Raw genomic sequence first — 17,885 nt, 5'->3', positions numbered from 1 at the left:
CATGGCTAGCGTAAACGCTTCACACGATGACGACGATGACGCGGCGGTCGACAGCATCAACATCACGCCACTGGTGGATGTGCTCATGGTGGTGCTGGTGATGTTCATCCTTACCGCCACGGCCCAGGTGTCGGGGATCCAGATCAACCTGCCCAAGGCCAGCGCCTCGGTGTCGTTGTCCGAGGCCAAGACCAAGGCGATTTCGGTGAATGACGGTGGCCAGGTGTTCCTCGATGCCTATCCGGTGACCTTGGCCGAGCTGGAAGAGCGCCTGCGCATCGAGAAGGCGCAGAGCCCGGACTTCCCGGTGATCGTGCGCGGCGACGCCACGGTGCAGTACCAGAAAGTCATCGAAGTGCTGGATCTGTTGCGGCGTCTGGAACTGTCCCAGGTCGGTCTCGTCACCGGCAAACCGAGCCAGGGCTGATCATGACCGCCAGACTTCCCATCGATCCGCCTCCCGTGAAGCCCTCGCCGTTGGGCCTGCTCAAGTGGGCCGCCGGCCTGCTGCTCGGCGCCGTGGCGGCCTGGCTGCTGTGGCAGTGGGCCAACGACATGAGTGGCGTGCGCCGCGAAGCACCGAAGGTGCCGACCATCATCCCGCTGCCGCCTCCGCCCCCACCACCGCCGGAGAAACCCAAGGAGCCGGAGCCCCAGGTCGAGGAAAAGGTGGTCGAGCCAGAGCCGACCCCGGAACCCGAAGAGGTCAAGCCCGAGGAAGAGGCGCCGCCATCGCCGGTCGATGATCTGGCGAACCCGATGCAAATGGACGGCGATGCCCAGTCCGGCAACGACGCCTTCAACATCGGCGCCGGCAAGGGCGGCGGCATGGCCGGGGCAGGGGGCGGACGCCTGGGCAATGGCACCTACAGCCAGTTTTTGGCGTTCACCTTCCAGCGCTTGCTGCGAGAAAACCCCGACCTGCGCAGCCTGGCGTTCTCGCTGCAGGCCGATGTCTGGCTCAGTGCCGCGGGCGAAATCACCCGGGTCGAGCTGGTCAAGTCCAGCGGCAACCCGCAAGTCGATGAACAGGTGATTTCCGCGCTGCGTGCGGCGCCCCATTTGAGTGAACGGCCACCGGCCTCCCTGACTTTGCCCGTGCGCCTGTCCTTGCAAGGGCGCCGACCGGGTTAATCGAATTTTTAGAAAGTTTGCCAACAGGAGTTGTGTGCAGATGATTTCCAATGTGAATCGATTGTCGTGGGCGATCGGCCTGGTGGTCCTGAGCCTGGCCGGGCACGCGGTCGCCGCCCCGGCGCCTTCGGAAAACGCCACGATCAATCTGATCCGCCTGCTGGTGCAGCAGGGCGTGTTGAAGCAGGACCAGGCCGATGGCTTGATCGCCCAGGCCGAACGCGAAGCCGTGCAGGCCCGCCAGGCGGCCACGGCGGTTGCCACAGCTCCGGCCGGTGCGCCAGGGGACGTGCGGGTGCAATACGTGCCGAACATTGTGCGTGAGCAGATCCGCGACCAGGTCAAGGCCGAAGTCATGGCCACTGCCAAGCAGGAAAACTGGGCCCAGCCCAACACCTTCCCGGATTGGGTTTCGCGTATCAGCTTCGATGGCGATATTCGCCTGCGGGATGAGTCGCGCTATTACTCGGGTACCAACAGCAACGAAATCGTCGACTTCGCCCGGCTCAATGATAAAGGCCCCTACGACGTCAACCCCAACAGCAGCTCCAGCCTGCCGCCGTTGCTCAACACCCGCGAAGACCGGGAAAACCTGTTCCGCCTGCGCGCACGCCTGGGCATGAAGGCCGTGATCGCTCCGCAATGGACCGCGGGCATTCGCATCGGCACCGGCTCGGACAACAACCCGGTGTCCACCACCCAGACCCTCGGTGGCGGTTTCGGCAAGAAAGACATCTGGCTCGACCAGGGCTACCTGACCTGGAAGCCATCGGACGAACTGACCCTGACCGGCGGGCGTTTCGCCAACCCGTTTTTCTCCACCGACCTGTTGTATTCCGGTGACCTGAACTTCGATGGCGTGGCGGCGAATTTCAACCACAAGCTCAATCAGGACTGGGGCGTCTTCGGCACCGTCGGCGCGTTCCCGGTGGAGTACACCAACGACACCAGCACCAGCAACGGCAGCGACAAGGAAGAGAGCGATAACAAGTGGTTGTACGGTGCGCAACTGGGGGCCAACTGGGCGATCAACGACAGCAACCGGATCAAGGGGGCCTTGGCCTATTACCGCTTCGACGACATCGAAGGCCAGCGCTCTTCGCCGTGCCAGCCTTGGGCCGGTGATCCAGGCTGCGACAGCGACGGATCGCGGGTGGCGTTCATGCAGAAGGGCAACACCGTGTTCCTGCTACGCGACATCACGCCCAACCCCCTCAATCCTTCCACCACGCCGCAGCCGCAATACGTCGGCCTGGCCTCGGAATTCAACCTGCTGGACCTGAACCTTGCCTGGGACACCGATCTGCCCGAAGACCTGAAGTTGCGCAGCCAGGCCCACTACGTCCACAACCTGGGCTATGACGAGGGCGAGATGCGCAAGCGCTCCGCCGGGCAGTTCGCCAACAACCTGGACAGTGATGGCGAGGTGGAAAGCGGCGCCAACGCCTGGATGCTCCAGTTCACTCTCGGCAACTCGCTGGAACTCAAGCGCGAGGGCGACTGGAACCTGTTCGCTGGCTACAAGTACATCCAACCGGACGCCTTGCCGGACGGTTTCAACGATTCGTCATTCCATCTGGGTGGCACCAACGCCAAGGGTTATTTCCTGGGCGGCAACTATGGCCTGGCGAGCAACGTCTTCGCCACCGGTCGCTGGTTGAGTTCCGAAGCGGTGTACGGCGCGCCGTACGACATCGATGTCTTGCAGCTTGAAATCAACACGCGCTTCTAAGCGCAGGGAGGCCTCATGAAAAGGCGAGCCAAATACCCATGCCCGGCCGCGTTGCTGGTGCTGGGCCTACTGCTCGGCGGCGTGGCCCATGGCGAAGGCCTGGAAGAACGGCTGCGGGCACAACTGCGCAGCACTACCGCGCAGTTGCAGGCCCTGCAAAGCGAGCAGGCCCAAGCCAGCGCCGCTCGTCAGGCTGCGGAGGGGCAGGCCAGGGACGCCCAGGCGCAGATCAAGCAATTGACCGCGCAACTGGCCAAGGCCCAGGCCGTGATCGACCAACTGGCCGGGCAGCAGCAAAACCTGCAAAGCCAGGCCCAGGCCCAGGTGGCTGCCAGCAACGAACAGGTCGGCAAATTCAAGAAAGCCTATGAAGAACTGCTGGCCCTGGCCCGTGGCAAAGAGACCGAGCGGGCTCGCCTGGAGGGGCAATTGAGCGAGCGTGACACACAAGTGCAGCAATGTTCGGTCAAGAATCAGCAAATGTACGAAGTCGCCAAGACGCTGCTGCATGCCTACGAAACCATTGATGTGACCGACATCATGAAGATCCGCCAGCCGTTCGCGGCCAAGGCCCGGGTGCGTTTCGAGGAGCTGGCCCAAGGCTTTGGCGATGATCTCTACAAGAACCGTTTCGATGCGCCCCAGGCCTCGATCACTCACTGAACAGAACAAGGAAGAATCGCGCATGACCTCAATGATTGAATACGTCGGTGCCAAATCCCTGACCGAGTTGTTGCAGGCCGCTGGCTATCGGGTCAACGAAACCGAGCAGAACGGCATCGTGCAACTGCTCAGCGCCAGCCAGGGCATCGGCTTTGCCGTGCGCTTGGGCAATCCTGCGCCGACAGCAGGCGAATACCTGGACTTCACCTTCAGCTGTGCCTTGCGGGTACAGGGCGAGTTGCCGGCTGGATTGGCAGAGCAATGGAACGCCTCGCGCCGCTTTGCCCGGTTGTCGTTGCAGGGCGGATTCCTGGTGATGGAAATGGACGTGGTGGTGGCGGCAGGTGTGAGTGCCGATCATTTGCGCAGCCATCTGGAGCTGTGGGATCGCCTGTTGCAGGAGTTCATTGTCTACCTGCGTGAGTACAGCCAGAACGCGGCGCGCCTGCAAACCCCGGCCGAGCCCACCGAGGCGCCCTTGGAAGAGGCCGTCGCATCGTGAAAAAGCCGACTTTCGTCATCAGCGCCGCAGCGCTGGGGCTGATCGCCGTGGCGCTTGTGCTGGGCCTGCGGCCGGGCAGCGATCCGGTCGCCGCCGTGCAGACCGCCAGTGTTGTCTCGGTCGACTCGCCGAGTTTGGCCCGATTGGGCAACCAGCAGGTCAGCCCCGATGAACTCAAGGCGTTGCTGGCCGCACTGGCCCCCGAGGTTCGTCAGCAAATGCGTGGCAATCGGGCCGCGCTGGAAGGCTGGATCCGTGCCCGCCTGGCGGAAAAAGCCGTGTTGGAGCAAGCCGATGCCCAGGGCTGGCGCCAGCGTCCGGAGGTGGAGCGCCAGACGCGAGCGGTGGCCGAGCAGATTGTGTTTCGCGACTACTTGCAGTCGGTCAGCCAGGTACCGGCCGGCTATCCCAGTGAAGAAGAGTTGAAGCAGGCTTACGACGCCGGGAAAGCCAACTGGACTGCGCCGGCGTTGTACCGCGTCAGCCAGATTTTCCTGGCCGCGACCGAGCCGCAAACGGTGGAAGCGGTGCGCCGGCAAGCGTTGGAACTGAGTAAAAAGGCCCAGGCCTCGCCCGCCGAGTTCGCCGCCCTGGCCAGCCGTTTTTCCCAGGATCGCACCAGTGCCGAGCGGGGCGGCGACAGTGGTTTCCAGCCATTGCAGCAACTCGTCCCGCCGGTGCGTGAGGCGGTGGCGCGCTTGAAGGTCGGTGCGGTGTCGGATCCGGTGCAGAGCACGGCGGGCTTTCATGTCATCAAACTCACCGAACAACAACCGCCCCGGGAAGCGACCCTGGACGAAGTCCGCGAACGCCTGACCCAGGCCCTGCGCGCCCAACGCCGGGAGCAGATCGCCAAGGCGTACCTGGACGGCATGCTCGACACGGCTACGTTGAGCATCGATGGCGCGCAGTTGAGCAAGGTGCTGGAGGAAGGGCTCTGACCTCGACAATCTTTGGATGTGAACACCTTTGTGAGGTGAACATCTTTTGTGGCGAGGGGATTTATCTGTGGGAGCAAAGCTTGCTCGCGATGCAAACGCCTCGGTTCCAGGGAGACCGCGTCATCTTCATCGCGGGCAAGCCTTGCTCCCACAGATAACCCCCTCGCCACAGGGAGCCGCGCTGTATCTGGAACGTCGCGCAGCTCCACCGTATTCGTACAACCGACAGGGAGTCACCCATGACCTTCATCGAGCCCGCAGGACGCCAGGCTGTCACCGCATACCGCACACCGTTGCATGCCCCCGACCCCTGGTTGGCAATGGCCAGTGGTATCGAGCCGCAGGTGGCGCAGTGTTTCCTGGTCAGTGCCCGTTGCGGCTGCTTCATGCAAGCGGCCCGCAGTCTCAACGTCAAGGCGACCTGGCTGCGCAAGCAGTTGGCGCAGTTGGAGACGCGCTTGCAGCGCTCGTTGTTCAGCTTCCAGGGTAGCGCCTTGACCCTCAGCCGCGAAGGCCGGCAGTTGCAGGCGCGCTTGATCGCCCTGGCTCACGAAAGCGCGCCGCCACTGAACGATCAGCCCTTGATTCGCCTGGCCGTGGCCGAGTCGATTCTGCATGACATCCTGGGGCGCGACTTGATTTCGTTGCTGCGGCGCAACGCCAGCGTGCGATTGCAGATCATCACCCTGGACAGTGAACTGGCGCTGCAAGCCGTCAGCGCCGATCTGGTGCTCTGGTTGAGCGATACCCATGGGGCGGCGCCAGGGCCGAGCTTCGCCACGCTGCCAGCGGATCGACTGGCGCGGCTGGACTATGTGCCACACATCGCCAAGCGCTACTCACGAGCGGCCACGCGCCCGGATTGCCTGGACGACCTGAGTGACTACATGCTGGTGCAATGGCAGGCGGACCGCCACGTGGACGGCTTCGCCCCGTGGAACGCCTTGATAGAACAACGCCGTGCCGGTGTGGTGCAGGTGCAATCCTACGAACTGATGCTGGAAATGATTCGCTGCAGCGCCTGCATCGGCCTGTTGCCACAGTACATGAGCCGCTTCGACCGAGGCCTGGTGGCGTTGCCGGAAATATTCGGCCTGTCGATGCAGCGGCACTTGTGGATGGCCGTCAATACTCAGACCGAAGGCTCGCCGGAGGTGCAGATGCTGCGTGAATTGATCCAGCACACGCTGGATGAGCGTCGGGATTGGTTCCAGGCATAACCGAAACTGAGTGTAGCCCCCTGTGGGAGCTTGCCTCGCAACCACCCCAGGGCTTTTGTTGGGGGCAGGTTTCCCCACAGCTTGACGCGGCTTATAGTGCTCGGCCTTGTCGCGCCTCCAGGAAGGAGCCCCCATGTCCGAGTCTTCGATCACCCTCGAACGCTTCACCGAAGCCCACATCGCCGGAGTCACCGCGCTCTACAACGACCCGGCGGTGACGCGCCAGGTGCTGCAGATGCGACTATGCCGTGCGTGACGGGCGCTGGGTGGACACCCTGGCCATGGCGCGGCTGCGTTGAGGGATTGGCTACTCGGGCAAACGGGCTTTTGCGTACGCCGGCCTCTTGAACCTGTCATCATCCAGCTCCGCAGCATGCCTTGATAGAGGAACAGCCCATGGACGATATACGGCAATTGGGCGAGATGCTTCGTCACTACGCAGACAGCGAAGCGCACAAAAAACAACAGCACCAGGCCCAGTCATTGGTGTGGTCAGAACAGATCAAGGCTTTGTACGAACAAATCGGGCAATGGTTGGCGCCAGTCCTGGCACCCGACCTGTTGACGTTGAATCGTGAGAGCTATGTGGCTCACGGGCCGAGCGTTCCGGTAGAGACGTCCGGTTTCAAGACTGAAAAACTGACCTTGACCATTACCGGTAAACCGGTGGAGTTCGTGCCGGATGTGATGGGCGTGGGTGGGCTGGTTTCCTTGTCGATCATGGGGCTGGCCTCGACCCGCCATGGGAGCATTTCCTTGGTTTGCCAGCCACCATCGGTGCAATGGCAATGGCGGCGGACCAATGGATTGAAAGACCCCGACACGTTCGCTTTCGACGCAGACTTTCTCGCACAACAATTACAAAGCCTGATACCGCGCGATCGAGGCTGACGGTGTGTGGCGAGGAACCTCATCGTCATCGACCTTCTTCCAGGGCAGGCAAAAAATGGCTCATTGGCTATACCTGTAGTTCCGGCCCCGCCTCGTGTGGCTTACAGGAGTGACAGCATGAAGTTTTCGTCGATGATCGGCACTGTTTGCATTGCCTCGCTCGCTTTGGCGGGTTGCTCTAGCAAAGTTACCCAGCCGGATGAGTATTCCGGGTTCCTGGGCGATTACAGCCGGCTCAAGGAAGAAAAGTCGCCGTCGGGGGCCGAGGTCATGCGTTGGGTCGATCCGAAGATTGATCCGGGCAAGTACACCCACCTCTATATCGAGCCGACGCAGCTTTATCCCAAGCCGCAGCCGACCGTGAAGATCCCCGCGGCCACGCTGTACGGCATCACCGCCTATTACGATCAGGCCCTGAAGCGCGAAGCGGGGAAATCCTTGCCCCTGGCGACCAGTCCAGGGCCGGGTGTATTGGTGATGCGGGCGGCCATCACGGCTGTCGGCAGCAAGACCGAAGGCTTGAAACCTTATGAGGTGATCCCGATTGCGCTGGTGGCGGCCGCTGTCAGCACTGCCAGTGGCATTCGCGACCAGGAAACCACCCTGGGTACCGAAGCGGTTTTTATCGACGGTGGCAACAACGCGGTGGTCGCCCAGGTGGTGCGCAAAGGGACGGGCAAACCGTTGTCCAACGAGTCCCAGGTCATGAAGCCCGAGGACGTCAAAGGGGTCATCGATGGCTGGGCGTCGGATTTGCATCAGTCGTTCCTGAAGCTCAAGGCTAAATAGCCACGGATGTCTGCAGTGGGCGCTGGTGACGTCATGTCTTTTTATGTCCGGGCATAGGTCGCAGCTCCATTTCATGGTTAACTCCGGCCTTCACCTTTTTCAAACCTGTCAGAAGGAATCCGTTCATGGCTACAGTCACCCTCAAAGGCAACCCAGTCCAAGTCAACGGCCAATTGCCACAAGCCGGTTCCAAGGCACCAGCCTTTTCCCTGGTGGCCGGCAATCTGTCCGACGTTTCCCTGGCGAGCTTTGCCGGCAAGCGCAAAGTGCTGAACATTTTCCCTAGCGTCGACACCCCGACCTGCGCCACCTCCGTGCGCAAGTTCAACGCCCAGGCCAATGAGCTGAACAACACCGTGGTGCTGTGCATCTCTGCCGACCTGCCGTTCGCCCAGGCACGTTTCTGCGGCGCCGAAGGCCTGGAAAACGTCCAGAACCTGTCGACGCTGCGCGGTGCCGAATTCATCCGCAACTACGGCGTGGAAATTGCCGATGGCCCGCTCAAAGGCCTGACCGCCCGTGCCGTGGTGGTGCTGGACGAAAATGACACCGTGCTGCACAGCGAACTGGTCAAGGAAATCGCTGAAGAGCCGAACTATGACGCGGCCCTGGCTGTTCTGAAATAAGCGGAATGAAATAAGGTCTTTATTACAATTGTTAACGGCCTGGCCCTGTCCAGGCCGTTTTCTTTTGTGCTTCAAGGTCTTAGCCGACGATTCATCAGGTAAGCCCAACGTAAATTGCCGGTAAAGGCGCTTTGCTAAACACCCGCCAGTGCTTATCGTTCAGCCTCCTGTAAAAGAAGTCCACGCGCCCAATGGTTGATCACTCCATGCAATCCTCTGTATCCCGCAATTCCCGTCGCTGGCTGTTCGGCCTGTTCATCGTATTGGTCGTCGCGGCGCTGGCCTGGAAGTTCTGGCCCGGTGGCCCGGCCCAGAAACCAGGAGCAGGGGAGAAGGCCGCGGCGGGGCACGTGGGGCGCTCCGGTGGCATGCGGCCAGGGTTCGGTGGCGCGACGGGGCCGATCCCGGTTCGGGTGGCGCCGGTGGTGAGCGGGGATTTCCCGCTGTACTTCAAGGCGCTGGGCACGGTCACGGCCCTCAATACCATCAACGTGCGCAGCCGCGTGGGTGGCGAACTGGTCAAGATCGCCTTTGAAGAGGGACAAATGGTCAAGGCCGGGGACTTGCTGGCCGAGATCGACCCACGTCCGTACCAGAACGCCTTGCTCCAGGCCGAAGGCACGCTGTTGCAGAACCAGGCCCAGTTGAAAAATGCCCAGGTAGACCTTGAGCGGTATCGCGGCCTGTACGCCGAAGACAGTATCGCCAAGCAGACCCTCGACACCGCCGCGGCGCTGGTGGGCCAGTACCAGGGCACGGTCAAGACCAACCAGGCGGCGGTCAACGACGCCAAGCTCAACCTGGAATTCACCAGGATCCGCGCGCCGATCACCGGCCGCGTGGGCCTGCGCCAACTGGACATCGGCAACCTGGTGGCAGCCAACGACACCACGGCCCTGGCGGTCATCACCCAGACCCAACCCATCAGCGTCGTGTTCACCTTGCCGGAGAACAATCTCGACACGGTGCTCGCCCGTTACCGCAGCGGGGCGAAACTGCCCGTCGAAGCCTGGGACCGCGGCGACGTGAAGCTCCAGGCCAGCGGCGTGCTGCAAAGCCTGGACAACCAGATCGATGTCACCACCGGTACCTTGAAGTTCAAGGCTCGCTACGAGAACCGCGACCAGTCGCTGTTCCCCAACCAATTCGTCAATGTGCGCCTGCTGGCCGATACCCTCAAAGGCGTGACCCTGGCGCCGACGGCGGCCATCCAGTTCGGTACCAATGGCACCTTCGTCTATGCCCTGGAGGGCGACAAGAAGGTCACCATCAAGAAATTGAAGATTGGCGCCAGCGACGGTGCGAACACCGTGGTCACCGAAGGCCTGGCCGCCGGCGACCGGGTGGTGCTCGAAGGCACCGATCGCTTGAAGGAAGGCAGTGAAGTGGAAGTGGTCAGTGACAGCCAGGAAGTGCCCACCACGCCGACCGAGCACCTGCAGGGCAAGTCCGCAGCGGCACCCACTGAGCCGGCCACGGCCGACAAGGCGAAAAAGGGCGGCGCATGAATCTCTCGCGGCTGTTCATCCTTCGCCCGGTCGCCACCACCCTGAGCATGCTGGCGATCATCCTGGCCGGCCTGATCGCCTATCGCCTGCTACCGGTGTCGGCATTGCCCCAGGTCGATTATCCGACCATCCGTGTGATGACCTTGTACCCGGGCGCCAGTCCCGATGTGATGACCAGCGCGGTCACCGCGCCCCTGGAACGGCAGTTCGGGCAGATGCCGGGCCTGACGCAAATGGCCTCCACCAGTTCCGGTGGCGCGTCGGTGATTACCCTGCGCTTCAACCTCGACATCAACATGGACGTCGCCGAGCAGCAGGTGCAGGCTGCGATCAACGCCGCCACCAACCTGCTGCCCAAGGACCTGCCGGCACCGCCGGTGTACAACAAGGTCAACCCGGCCGATACCCCGGTGCTGACCCTGGCGATCACCTCCAAGACCATGCTGCTGCCCAAGCTCAATGACTTGGTGGACACCCGCATGGCGCAGAAAATCGCCCAGATCAGTGGGGTCGGCATGGTCACCATCGCCGGTGGCCAGCGCCAGGCCGTGCGAATCAAGGTCAATCCCGAGGCCCTGGCGGCCAACGGCCTGAACCTGGCGGATGTGCGCACGCTGATCGGTGCTTCCAACGTCAACCAGCCCAAGGGCAACTTCGACGGCCCGACCCGGGTCTCGATGCTCGACGCCAACGACCAGTTGACCTCGCCCAAGGACTACGCCGAACTGATCCTGGCCTACGCCAACGGCGCGCCGTTGCGGCTCAAGGATGTGGCACAGATCGTCGACGGCGCCGAAAACGAACGACTCGCCGCCTGGGCCAATGAAAACCAGGCCGTGCTGCTGAACATCCAGCGCCAGCCGGGGGCCAATGTCATCGAGGTCGTGGACCGGATCAAGGCCCTGCTGCCGAGCATCACCGACAACCTGCCGGCCGGCCTGGATGTCACCGTGCTGACCGACCGCACCCAGACCATCCGCGCTTCGGTCACCGACGTGCAGCATGAGTTGCTGATCGCCATCGCCCTGGTGGTCATGGTGACGTTCCTGTTCCTGCGCCGGGTCAGTGCCACGATCATTCCGTCGGTGGCTGTGCCGCTGTCGCTGATCGGCACCTTTGGCGTGATGTACCTGGCCGGTTTTTCCATCAACAACCTGACCCTGATGGCCCTGACCATCGCCACCGGTTTCGTGGTGGACGATGCCATCGTGATGCTGGAGAACATCGCCCGCTTCATCGAAGAGGGCGACAGCCCGTTGCAGGCCGCGCTCAAGGGCGCGAAGCAGATCGGTTTCACGCTGATTTCCCTGACCCTGTCGCTGATCGCCGTGCTGATCCCGCTGTTGTTCATGGCCGATGTGGTGGGGCGCTTGTTCCGCGAGTTTGCCATCACGCTGGCGGTGGCGATCCTGATTTCCCTGGTGGTGTCCCTGACCCTGACGCCGATGATGTGCGCCCGCTTGCTCAAGCGCGAGCCCAAGGCAGAAGAGCAGGGCCGCTTCTATCGCGCCAGCGGTGCCTGGATCGACTGGCTGATTGCCGCCTACGGCCGCAAGTTGCAGTGGGTGCTCAAGCATCAGCCACTGACCCTGCTGGTGGCGGTGGCTAGCCTGGTGCTGACGGTGGTGCTGTACCTGGCCGTGCCCAAGGGCTTCTTTCCGGTGCAGGACACCGGGGTGATCCAGGGCACTTCCGAGGCACCGCAATCGATATCCTTTGCCGCCATGAGCGAGCGCCAGCAGCAACTGGCGAAAGTGATCCTCGCCGACCCGGCGGTGGAGAGCCTGTCGTCCTATATCGGTGTGGACGGCGACAATGCCACGCTCAACAGCGGCCGCCTGCTGATCAACCTCAAGCCCCACAGTGAACGGGACGACAGCGCCAGCGAGATCATTGCCCGCTTGCAACCGCAATTGGATCGCCTGGTGGGCATCCGCCTGTTCATGCAACCGGTCCAGGACCTGACCATCGAGGATCGGGTCAGTCGTACCCAGTACCAGTTCAGCCTGTCATCGCCGGACGCCGAATTGCTCAGCCTCTGGAGCGGTCGGCTGGTCGAGGCCCTGGCCCAGCAGCCGGAACTGACCGATGTGGCCAGCGACCTGCAGGACAAGGGCTTGCAGGTTTACCTGGTGATCGACCGCGACGCGGCTTCACGCCTGGGCGTCTCGGTGTCGAACATCACCGATGCGTTGTATGACGCCTTCGGCCAGCGGCAGATTTCCACCATCTACACCCAGGCCAGCCAGTACCGAGTGGTGCTGCAAGCCCAGGCCGGAGAGCGGATCGGACCGCAGGCGCTGGACCAGATTCACGTCAAGACCACCGATGGCGGGCAGGTGCGGTTGTCGAGCCTGGCCCGGGTCGAAGAACGCCAGGCGCAACTGGCGATTGCCCACATTGGCCAGTTTCCGGCAGTGATGATGTCGTTCAACCTCGCGCCGGGCGTGGCCCTGGGGCACGCGGTGGATTTGATCGAGAAGGTCCAGCACGACATCGGCATGCCGTTGGGCGTGCAGACCGAGTTCCAGGGCGCGGCCCAGGCGTTCCAGGCGTCGTTGTCGAGTACCCTGCTGCTGATCCTGGCGGCGGTGGTGACCATGTACATCGTCCTGGGCGTGCTGTACGAAAGCTACATCCACCCGATCACCATTCTTTCCACGCTGCCCTCGGCGGCCATTGGCGCCTTGCTGGCGTTGATCCTCAGTGGCAATGACCTGGGCATGATCGCGATCATCGGCATCATCCTGTTGATCGGCATCGTCAAGAAGAACGCGATCATGATGATCGACTTCGCCCTCGACGCCGAGCGTAACCAGGGCATGGACCCGCAGACGGCGATCTACCAGGCGGCGTTGCTGCGCTTCCGTCCGATCCTGATGACCACTCTGGCGGCCCTGTTCGGTGCGATACCGCTGATGTTCGCCACCGGTTCCGGTGCCGAACTGCGCCAGCCCCTGGGTTTGGTGATGGTGGGTGGGTTGTTGGTGAGCCAGGTGTTGACGTTGTTCACCACGCCGGTGATCTACCTGTATTTCGACCGTTTGGGGCGGCGGTTTGCCCGACCGGAAGGGAAAGAGGTGCGGGTATGACGGCGGCGCCTGGCATCCTGGGGCATGAGCGCTTTCTGTGGCGAGGGAGCTTGCTCCCGCTGGGCTGTGGGAGCAAAGCTTGCTGCCTCGATTCTGCAAGACCGCATCGCGTCCATCGCGGGCAAGCCTTGCTCCCACATAGCGGGAGCAAGCTCCCTCGCCACAAAAGCTTTTATCGCTTGTCGTCTGAAGCCGGGGGCGGCCGTTCATGAACCTCTCCGGCCCCTTCATCCGTCGCCCGGTGGCGACCATGCTCCTGAGCTTCGCCATCATGCTCCTCGGTGGCGTGTGTTTCGGCCTGCTGCCGGTTTCGCCCTTGCCGCAAATGGATTTCCCGGTGATCGTGGTCCAGGCCAACCTGCCAGGGGCCAGTCCCGAGGTGATGGCTTCGACGGTGGCAACGCCCCTGGAGCGTTCCTTCGGCGCCATCGCCGGGGTCAATACCATGAGCAGCCGTTCCAGCCAGGGCTCGACCCGGGTGATCCTGCAATTCGACCTGGACCGTGACATCAACGGTGCTGCCCGGGAGGTACAGGCAGCGATCAATGCTTCGCGCAACCTGTTGCCCAGTGGCATGCGCAGTATGCCGACCTATAAGAAGGTCAACCCGTCCCAGGCACCGATCATGGTGCTGTCGCTGACCTCGGATGTATTGGAAAAAGGCCAGCTCTATGACCTGGCGTCCACCATCCTCTCCCAGAGCCTGTCCCAGGTGTCAGGTGTCGGCGAGGTGCAGATTGGCGGCAGCTCGTTGCCGGCGGTGCGCATCGAGCTGGAGCCCCAGTTGCTCAATCAGTACGGCGTGGCCCTGGACGATGTGCGCACCGCCATCGCCGACAGCAACGTACGCCGGCCCAAGGGCTCGGTGGAGGACGACCGGCGCATGTGGCAGGTCCAGGCCAACGACCAATTGGAAAAGGCCAAGGACTACGAAACGCTGGTCATCCGCTACCAGGATGGCTCGGTGCTGCGGCTCAAGGACGTGGCGAAAGTCACCGACAGCGTCGAGGATCGCTACAACAGCGGTTTCTTCAACAACGATGCCGCCGTGCTGCTGGTGATCAACCGCCAGGCCGGGGCCAACATCATCGAGACGGTCAACGAGATCAAGGCACAATTGCCGGCCTTGCAGGCCGTGCTGCCGGCCAGCGTCAAGCTGAACCTGGCCATGGACCGCTCGCCAGTGATCAAGGCCACCCTGCATGAAGCGGAAATGACCCTGCTGATCGCCGTCGCCCTGGTGGTGCTGGTGGTGTTCCTGTTCCTCGGCAACTTCCGCGCCTCACTGATCCCGACCCTGGCCGTGCCGGTGTCGCTGGTGGGCACGTTTGCGGTGATGTACCTGTACGGTTTCTCTCTGAACAACCTGTCGTTGATGGCGTTGATCCTGGCGACCGGGCTGGTGGTGGACGATGCCATCGTGGTGCTGGAGAACATTTCCCGGCACATCGACGAAGGCGTGCCGCCGATGAAGGCCGCCTATCGGGGCGCCGAGGAAGTGGGCTTTACCCTGTTGTCGATGAACGTCTCGCTGGTGGCGGTGTTCCTGTCGATCCTGTTCATGGGCGGGATCATCGAGAGCCTGTTCCGCGAATTCTCCATCACCCTGGCGGCGTCCATCGTGGTCTCGCTGGTGGTCTCGCTGACCCTCACGCCGATGCTCTGCGCCCGCTGGCTCAAGCCGCACGTGCCAGGGCAGGAAAACCGCTTGCAACGCTGGAGCCAGCGCCTCAATGAGCGGATGGTCCGTGGTTACGCCACCAGCCTGGACTGGGTGCTGCGCCATCGACGCCTGACCCTGCTGAGCCTGCTGGTGACCATCGGCGTGAACGTCGCGTTGTACGTGGTGGTTCCGAAAACTTTCATGCCACAGCAGGACACTGGGCAACTGATCGGTTTCGTGCGGGGCGACGATGGGCTGTCGTTCAACGTGATGCAGCCGAAGATGGAAATTTTCCGTCGCGCCGTGCTCAAGGACGAGGCGGTGCAGAGCGTCGCCGGTTTCATCGGTGGCAACAACGGCACCAACAACGCCTTCATGCTGGTGCGCCTCAAGCCGATCAAGGAACGCAATATTTCTGCACAAAAGGTCATCGAGCGCCTTCGTAAGGAAATGCCCAAGGTCCCCGGCGCTCAACTGATGTTGATGGCCGACCAAGACCTGCAGTTCGGTGGCGGTCGCGAGCAGACCACTTCGCAGTACTCCTATATCCTGCAAAGCGCCGACCTGGCGTCGCTGCGCACCTGGTACCCCAAGGTCGTGGCGGCCTTCAGGGCCTTGCCGGAACTAACCGCCATCGATGCCCGCGATGGCGGCGGGGCGCAGCAGGTCACACTGGTGGTGGACCGCGACCAGGCCAAGCGCCTGGGCATCGATATGGACATGGTCACCACGGTGCTCAACAACGCCTACAGCCAGCGGCAGATTTCCACCATCTACGACAGCCTCAACCAGTACCAGGTGGTGATGGAGGTCAATCCCAAGTATGCCCAGGACCCGAGTACCCTCGAGCAGGTCCAGGTGATCACCGCCGATGGCGCCCGCGTGCCGCTGTCGACCATTGCCCACTACGAGAACAGCCTGGAGGACGATCGGGTCAGCCATGAAGGCCAGTTTGCGTCCGAGGGCATTTCCTTCGACATGGCCGAAGGTGTCACGGTGGAGCAGGGCACCGCGGCCATCGAGCGGGCAATCGCCAAGCTGGGGATGCCCGAGGACGTCATTGCGAAAATGGCCGGAACCGCCGATGCGTTCGCCGCCACCCAGAAGAGCCAGCCGTTCATGATCCTCGGGGCGTTGCTGGCGGTGTATCTGGTGCTGGGGGTGCTGTATGAAAGCTACATCCATCCGTTGACCATCCTGTCCACCTTGCCATCGGCCGGGGTCGGTGCATTGCTGTCGATCTATGCACTGGGCAGCGAGTTCAGCCTTATTTCGCTGTTGGGGCTGTTCCTGCTGATCGGCGTGGTGAAGAAAAACGCCATCCTGATGATCGATCTGGCGTTGCAACTGGAACGTGCCGGGCAGACGCCGCTGGAGTCGATCCGCAGCGCCTGCCTGCTGCGGTTGCGGCCGATCCTGATGACCACGCTGGCGGCGATCCTGGGTGCCTTGCCGCTGCTGCTCGGCGCCGCCGAAGGCTCGGAAATGCGCCAGCCGCTAGGCCTGACCATCATCGGTGGGTTGGTGTTCAGCCAGGTACTGACGCTTTACACCACGCCGGTGGTTTACCTTTATCTCGACAAGTTGCGCCATCGCTTCAATCGCTGGCGCGGCGTGCGCACTGATGCTGCCCTGGAAACTCCGCTATGACCGACCGTTCGCCTTTCAATCTTGCCGCGGCGCTGGCGACCGCCCGTGGCTCGCGGGTGCTGAGCCTGGCGCTGTGTGTGGCGATGCTCAGCGCCTGCGCCATCGGCCCGGATTACCAACGTCCCCAGGCCGCCGCCCCGGTGCAATACAAGGAGGCCCAAGGTTGGCGCCAGGCCAACCCCAGCGATGCGCTGGCCCGCGGCGCCTGGTGGGAGCTCTACGGCGATGCGCAACTCAATGGCCTGGTGGACAAGCTCAATGCGTCCAACCAGACCGTGGCCCAGGCCGACGCCCAGTACCGGCAGGCCCGGGCACTGGTGCGCAACGCCCGTGGCGCATTTTTCCCGACCGTGGACTTGACCGTTGGCAAGACGCGCTCCAGCCAGGGCACTGGTAGCAGCAGTTCGAGCCTGAGCAGTTCGTCCAGCGGCATTCGCGACACCTACAGCGCCCAGGCGGGCGTCAGTTGGGAGGCGGACGTGTGGGGCAAGTTGCGCCGGACCCTGGAAGCCGACGAGGCGAGCGCGCAAGCCAGTTTCGCCGACCTGGCGGCGATGCGCCTGAGCCAGCAATCGGAACTGGTGCAGAATTACTTGCAGTTGCGGGTGATCGATGAGCAGAAGCGCTTGTTGCAGACCACCGTCGACAACTATCAGCGCTCGCTGAAAATGACCGAAAACCAGTACCGCGCCGGGGTGTCCGGCAAGGACGCGGTGGCCCAGGCGCAAAACCAGCTCAAGACCACCCAGGGCGACCTGATCGACCTGATCTGGCAGCGGGCCCAGTTCGAGAACGCCATCGCTGTGCTGATCGGCTTGCCGCCGGCCGAGTTCAGCCTGGCCGAAACCCAGGACATTCCGTCACTCCCGCAGATTCCGGTGGCATTGCCATCGCAACTGCTCGAACGCCGGCCGGACATCGCCTCGGCAGAACGCTCGGTGATGGCCGCCAACGCCAACATCGGTGTAGCGAAGGCAGCGTACTACCCGGACCTGACCCTGAGTCTCAGCGGTGGCTACAGCAGCAGTACCTACGACAATTGGGTGAGCGTGCCGAACCGCTTCTGGTCGGTAGGGCCGCAACTGGCGATGACGCTGTTCGATGGCGGCCAGCGTTCGGCAGAGGTCGACCGTACCGTCGCGGCCTACGACCAGACCGTCGCCACCTATCGCCAGACCGTGCTCGACGGCTTGCGCGAGGTGGAAAACTACATGATCCAGCTCAAGGTGCTGGAAGACGAAGCCCGCGTGCGCCAGGAAGCCCTGGACGCCGCCCGGGAATCCCTGCGCCTGACCCAGAACCAGTACAAGGCCGGGTTGATCGCCTACCTCGATGTGGTGACCGTCCAGGCCACCGCGCTGAGCAACGAACGCAGCATGCTGAGCCTGCAACAAAGTCGGCTGATTGCCAGCGTGCAGTTGATTGCGGCGTTGGGTGGTGGGTGGGATGGGCAGTTGCAGGCGGATGAATAAGC

At 62.8% G+C, this 17,885-nt stretch carries 14 protein-coding genes and 1 pseudogene; all 15 read left to right on the top strand.

The window, feature by feature from the left end:
- Nucleotide 1 precedes the first annotated feature (1 nt).
- The 15 genes and pseudogenes from PSH86_RS16785 to PSH86_RS16715 all read left to right on the top strand — a co-directional run bounded on the left by PSH86_RS16785 (nucleotide 2) and on the right by PSH86_RS16715 (nucleotide 17,883).
- Complete coding sequence (locus PSH86_RS16785; RefSeq protein ID WP_003201710.1) at nucleotides 2-427, top strand: biopolymer transporter ExbD; 426 nt, start codon at nucleotides 2-4, stop codon at nucleotides 425-427.
- 2 nt (nucleotides 428-429) lie between these two features.
- A complete protein-coding gene (locus PSH86_RS16780; protein ID WP_249015086.1) occupies nucleotides 430-1,134 on the top strand; it encodes an energy transducer TonB in 705 nt (234 codons plus the stop codon).
- 40 nt (nucleotides 1,135-1,174) lie between these two features.
- Nucleotides 1,175-2,866, top strand: a complete 1,692-nt coding sequence (locus PSH86_RS16775; RefSeq protein ID WP_249015085.1) for a putative porin — start codon at nucleotides 1,175-1,177, stop codon at nucleotides 2,864-2,866.
- Nucleotides 2,867-2,881: 15 nt separating this feature from the next.
- Complete coding sequence (locus PSH86_RS16770) at nucleotides 2,882-3,529, top strand: DNA repair protein (RefSeq protein ID WP_116832530.1); 648 nt, start codon at nucleotides 2,882-2,884, stop codon at nucleotides 3,527-3,529.
- A 22-nt stretch (nucleotides 3,530-3,551) separates the two neighbouring features.
- A complete protein-coding gene (locus PSH86_RS16765; protein WP_109754230.1) occupies nucleotides 3,552-4,031 on the top strand; it encodes a YbjN domain-containing protein in 480 nt (159 codons plus the stop codon).
- Nucleotides 4,028-4,972: a peptidylprolyl isomerase gene (locus PSH86_RS16760; RefSeq protein ID WP_305483760.1), complete on the top strand. Its 945-nt coding sequence runs from the start codon at nucleotides 4,028-4,030 to the stop codon at nucleotides 4,970-4,972. The genes PSH86_RS16765 and PSH86_RS16760 overlap by 4 nt, the downstream gene beginning before the upstream one ends.
- Before the next feature lie 239 nt (nucleotides 4,973-5,211).
- Nucleotides 5,212-6,192: a LysR family transcriptional regulator gene (locus PSH86_RS16755; protein WP_305483759.1), complete on the top strand. Its 981-nt coding sequence runs from the start codon at nucleotides 5,212-5,214 to the stop codon at nucleotides 6,190-6,192.
- A 133-nt stretch (nucleotides 6,193-6,325) separates the two neighbouring features.
- Nucleotides 6,326-6,430 (top strand): annotated as a pseudogene (locus tag PSH86_RS16750) (GNAT family N-acetyltransferase); the annotation flags it as partial.
- A gap of 158 nt (nucleotides 6,431-6,588) precedes the next feature.
- Nucleotides 6,589-7,083 carry a hypothetical protein gene (locus tag PSH86_RS16745; protein WP_109754226.1) on the top strand — a complete coding sequence of 165 codons (495 nt, stop codon included), beginning with the start codon at nucleotides 6,589-6,591 and terminating at the stop codon, nucleotides 7,081-7,083.
- 117 nt (nucleotides 7,084-7,200) lie between these two features.
- Nucleotides 7,201-7,872: a DUF3313 domain-containing protein gene (locus PSH86_RS16740; RefSeq protein ID WP_109754225.1), complete on the top strand. Its 672-nt coding sequence runs from the start codon at nucleotides 7,201-7,203 to the stop codon at nucleotides 7,870-7,872.
- 125 nt (nucleotides 7,873-7,997) lie between these two features.
- Nucleotides 7,998-8,498 carry a thiol peroxidase gene (gene tpx / locus PSH86_RS16735; RefSeq protein ID WP_109754224.1) on the top strand — a complete coding sequence of 167 codons (501 nt, stop codon included), beginning with the start codon at nucleotides 7,998-8,000 and terminating at the stop codon, nucleotides 8,496-8,498.
- A 191-nt stretch (nucleotides 8,499-8,689) separates the two neighbouring features.
- The gene (locus PSH86_RS16730; protein WP_163858479.1) at nucleotides 8,690-10,006 is read left to right on the top strand and encodes an MdtA/MuxA family multidrug efflux RND transporter periplasmic adaptor subunit; all 1,317 of its coding nucleotides are present in this window, start codon (nucleotides 8,690-8,692) and stop codon (nucleotides 10,004-10,006) included.
- Nucleotides 10,003-13,098 carry an MdtB/MuxB family multidrug efflux RND transporter permease subunit gene (locus PSH86_RS16725; RefSeq protein ID WP_305483758.1) on the top strand — a complete coding sequence of 1,032 codons (3,096 nt, stop codon included), beginning with the start codon at nucleotides 10,003-10,005 and terminating at the stop codon, nucleotides 13,096-13,098. Before PSH86_RS16730 ends, PSH86_RS16725 begins: the two co-directional genes overlap by 4 nt.
- Nucleotides 13,099-13,306: 208 nt before the next feature.
- Entirely contained in the window at nucleotides 13,307-16,411 is a 3,105-nt protein-coding gene (locus PSH86_RS16720; RefSeq protein WP_305483757.1) for an efflux RND transporter permease subunit, read from the top strand.
- Entirely contained in the window at nucleotides 16,408-17,883 is a 1,476-nt protein-coding gene (locus PSH86_RS16715; protein WP_109754219.1) for an efflux transporter outer membrane subunit, read from the top strand. Before PSH86_RS16720 ends, PSH86_RS16715 begins: the two co-directional genes overlap by 4 nt.
- Nucleotides 17,884-17,885: the final 2 nt, after the last annotated feature.

Source organism: Pseudomonas sp. FP2300 (genome assembly GCF_030687595.1).
Classification (GTDB): domain Bacteria; phylum Pseudomonadota; class Gammaproteobacteria; order Pseudomonadales; family Pseudomonadaceae; genus Aquipseudomonas; species Aquipseudomonas bijieensis.
The sequence above is the reverse complement of the archived record's forward strand: the minus strand, read 5'-3'. Positions and strand labels throughout refer to the sequence as shown.

Bases quoted from the DNA above. Each gene is read 5' to 3' on its own strand.
- PSH86_RS16785 (WP_003201710.1), top strand. From the start codon at position 2: ATGGCTAGCGTAAACGCTTCACACGATGACGACGATGACGCGGCGGTC.
- PSH86_RS16780 (WP_249015086.1), top strand. From the start codon at position 430: ATGACCGCCAGACTTCCCATCGATCCGCCTCCCGTGAAGCCCTCGCCG.
- PSH86_RS16775 (WP_249015085.1), top strand. From the start codon at position 1,175: ATGATTTCCAATGTGAATCGATTGTCGTGGGCGATCGGCCTGGTGGTC.
- PSH86_RS16770 (WP_116832530.1), top strand. From the start codon at position 2,882: ATGAAAAGGCGAGCCAAATACCCATGCCCGGCCGCGTTGCTGGTGCTG.
- PSH86_RS16765 (WP_109754230.1), top strand. From the start codon at position 3,552: ATGACCTCAATGATTGAATACGTCGGTGCCAAATCCCTGACCGAGTTG.
- PSH86_RS16755 (WP_305483759.1), top strand. From the start codon at position 5,212: ATGACCTTCATCGAGCCCGCAGGACGCCAGGCTGTCACCGCATACCGC.
- PSH86_RS16745 (WP_109754226.1), top strand. From the start codon at position 6,589: ATGGACGATATACGGCAATTGGGCGAGATGCTTCGTCACTACGCAGAC.
- PSH86_RS16740 (WP_109754225.1), top strand. From the start codon at position 7,201: ATGAAGTTTTCGTCGATGATCGGCACTGTTTGCATTGCCTCGCTCGCT.
- tpx (WP_109754224.1), top strand. From the start codon at position 7,998: ATGGCTACAGTCACCCTCAAAGGCAACCCAGTCCAAGTCAACGGCCAA.
- PSH86_RS16730 (WP_163858479.1), top strand. From the start codon at position 8,690: ATGGTTGATCACTCCATGCAATCCTCTGTATCCCGCAATTCCCGTCGC.
- PSH86_RS16725 (WP_305483758.1), top strand. From the start codon at position 10,003: ATGAATCTCTCGCGGCTGTTCATCCTTCGCCCGGTCGCCACCACCCTG.
- PSH86_RS16720 (WP_305483757.1), top strand. From the start codon at position 13,307: ATGAACCTCTCCGGCCCCTTCATCCGTCGCCCGGTGGCGACCATGCTC.
- PSH86_RS16715 (WP_109754219.1), top strand. From the start codon at position 16,408: ATGACCGACCGTTCGCCTTTCAATCTTGCCGCGGCGCTGGCGACCGCC.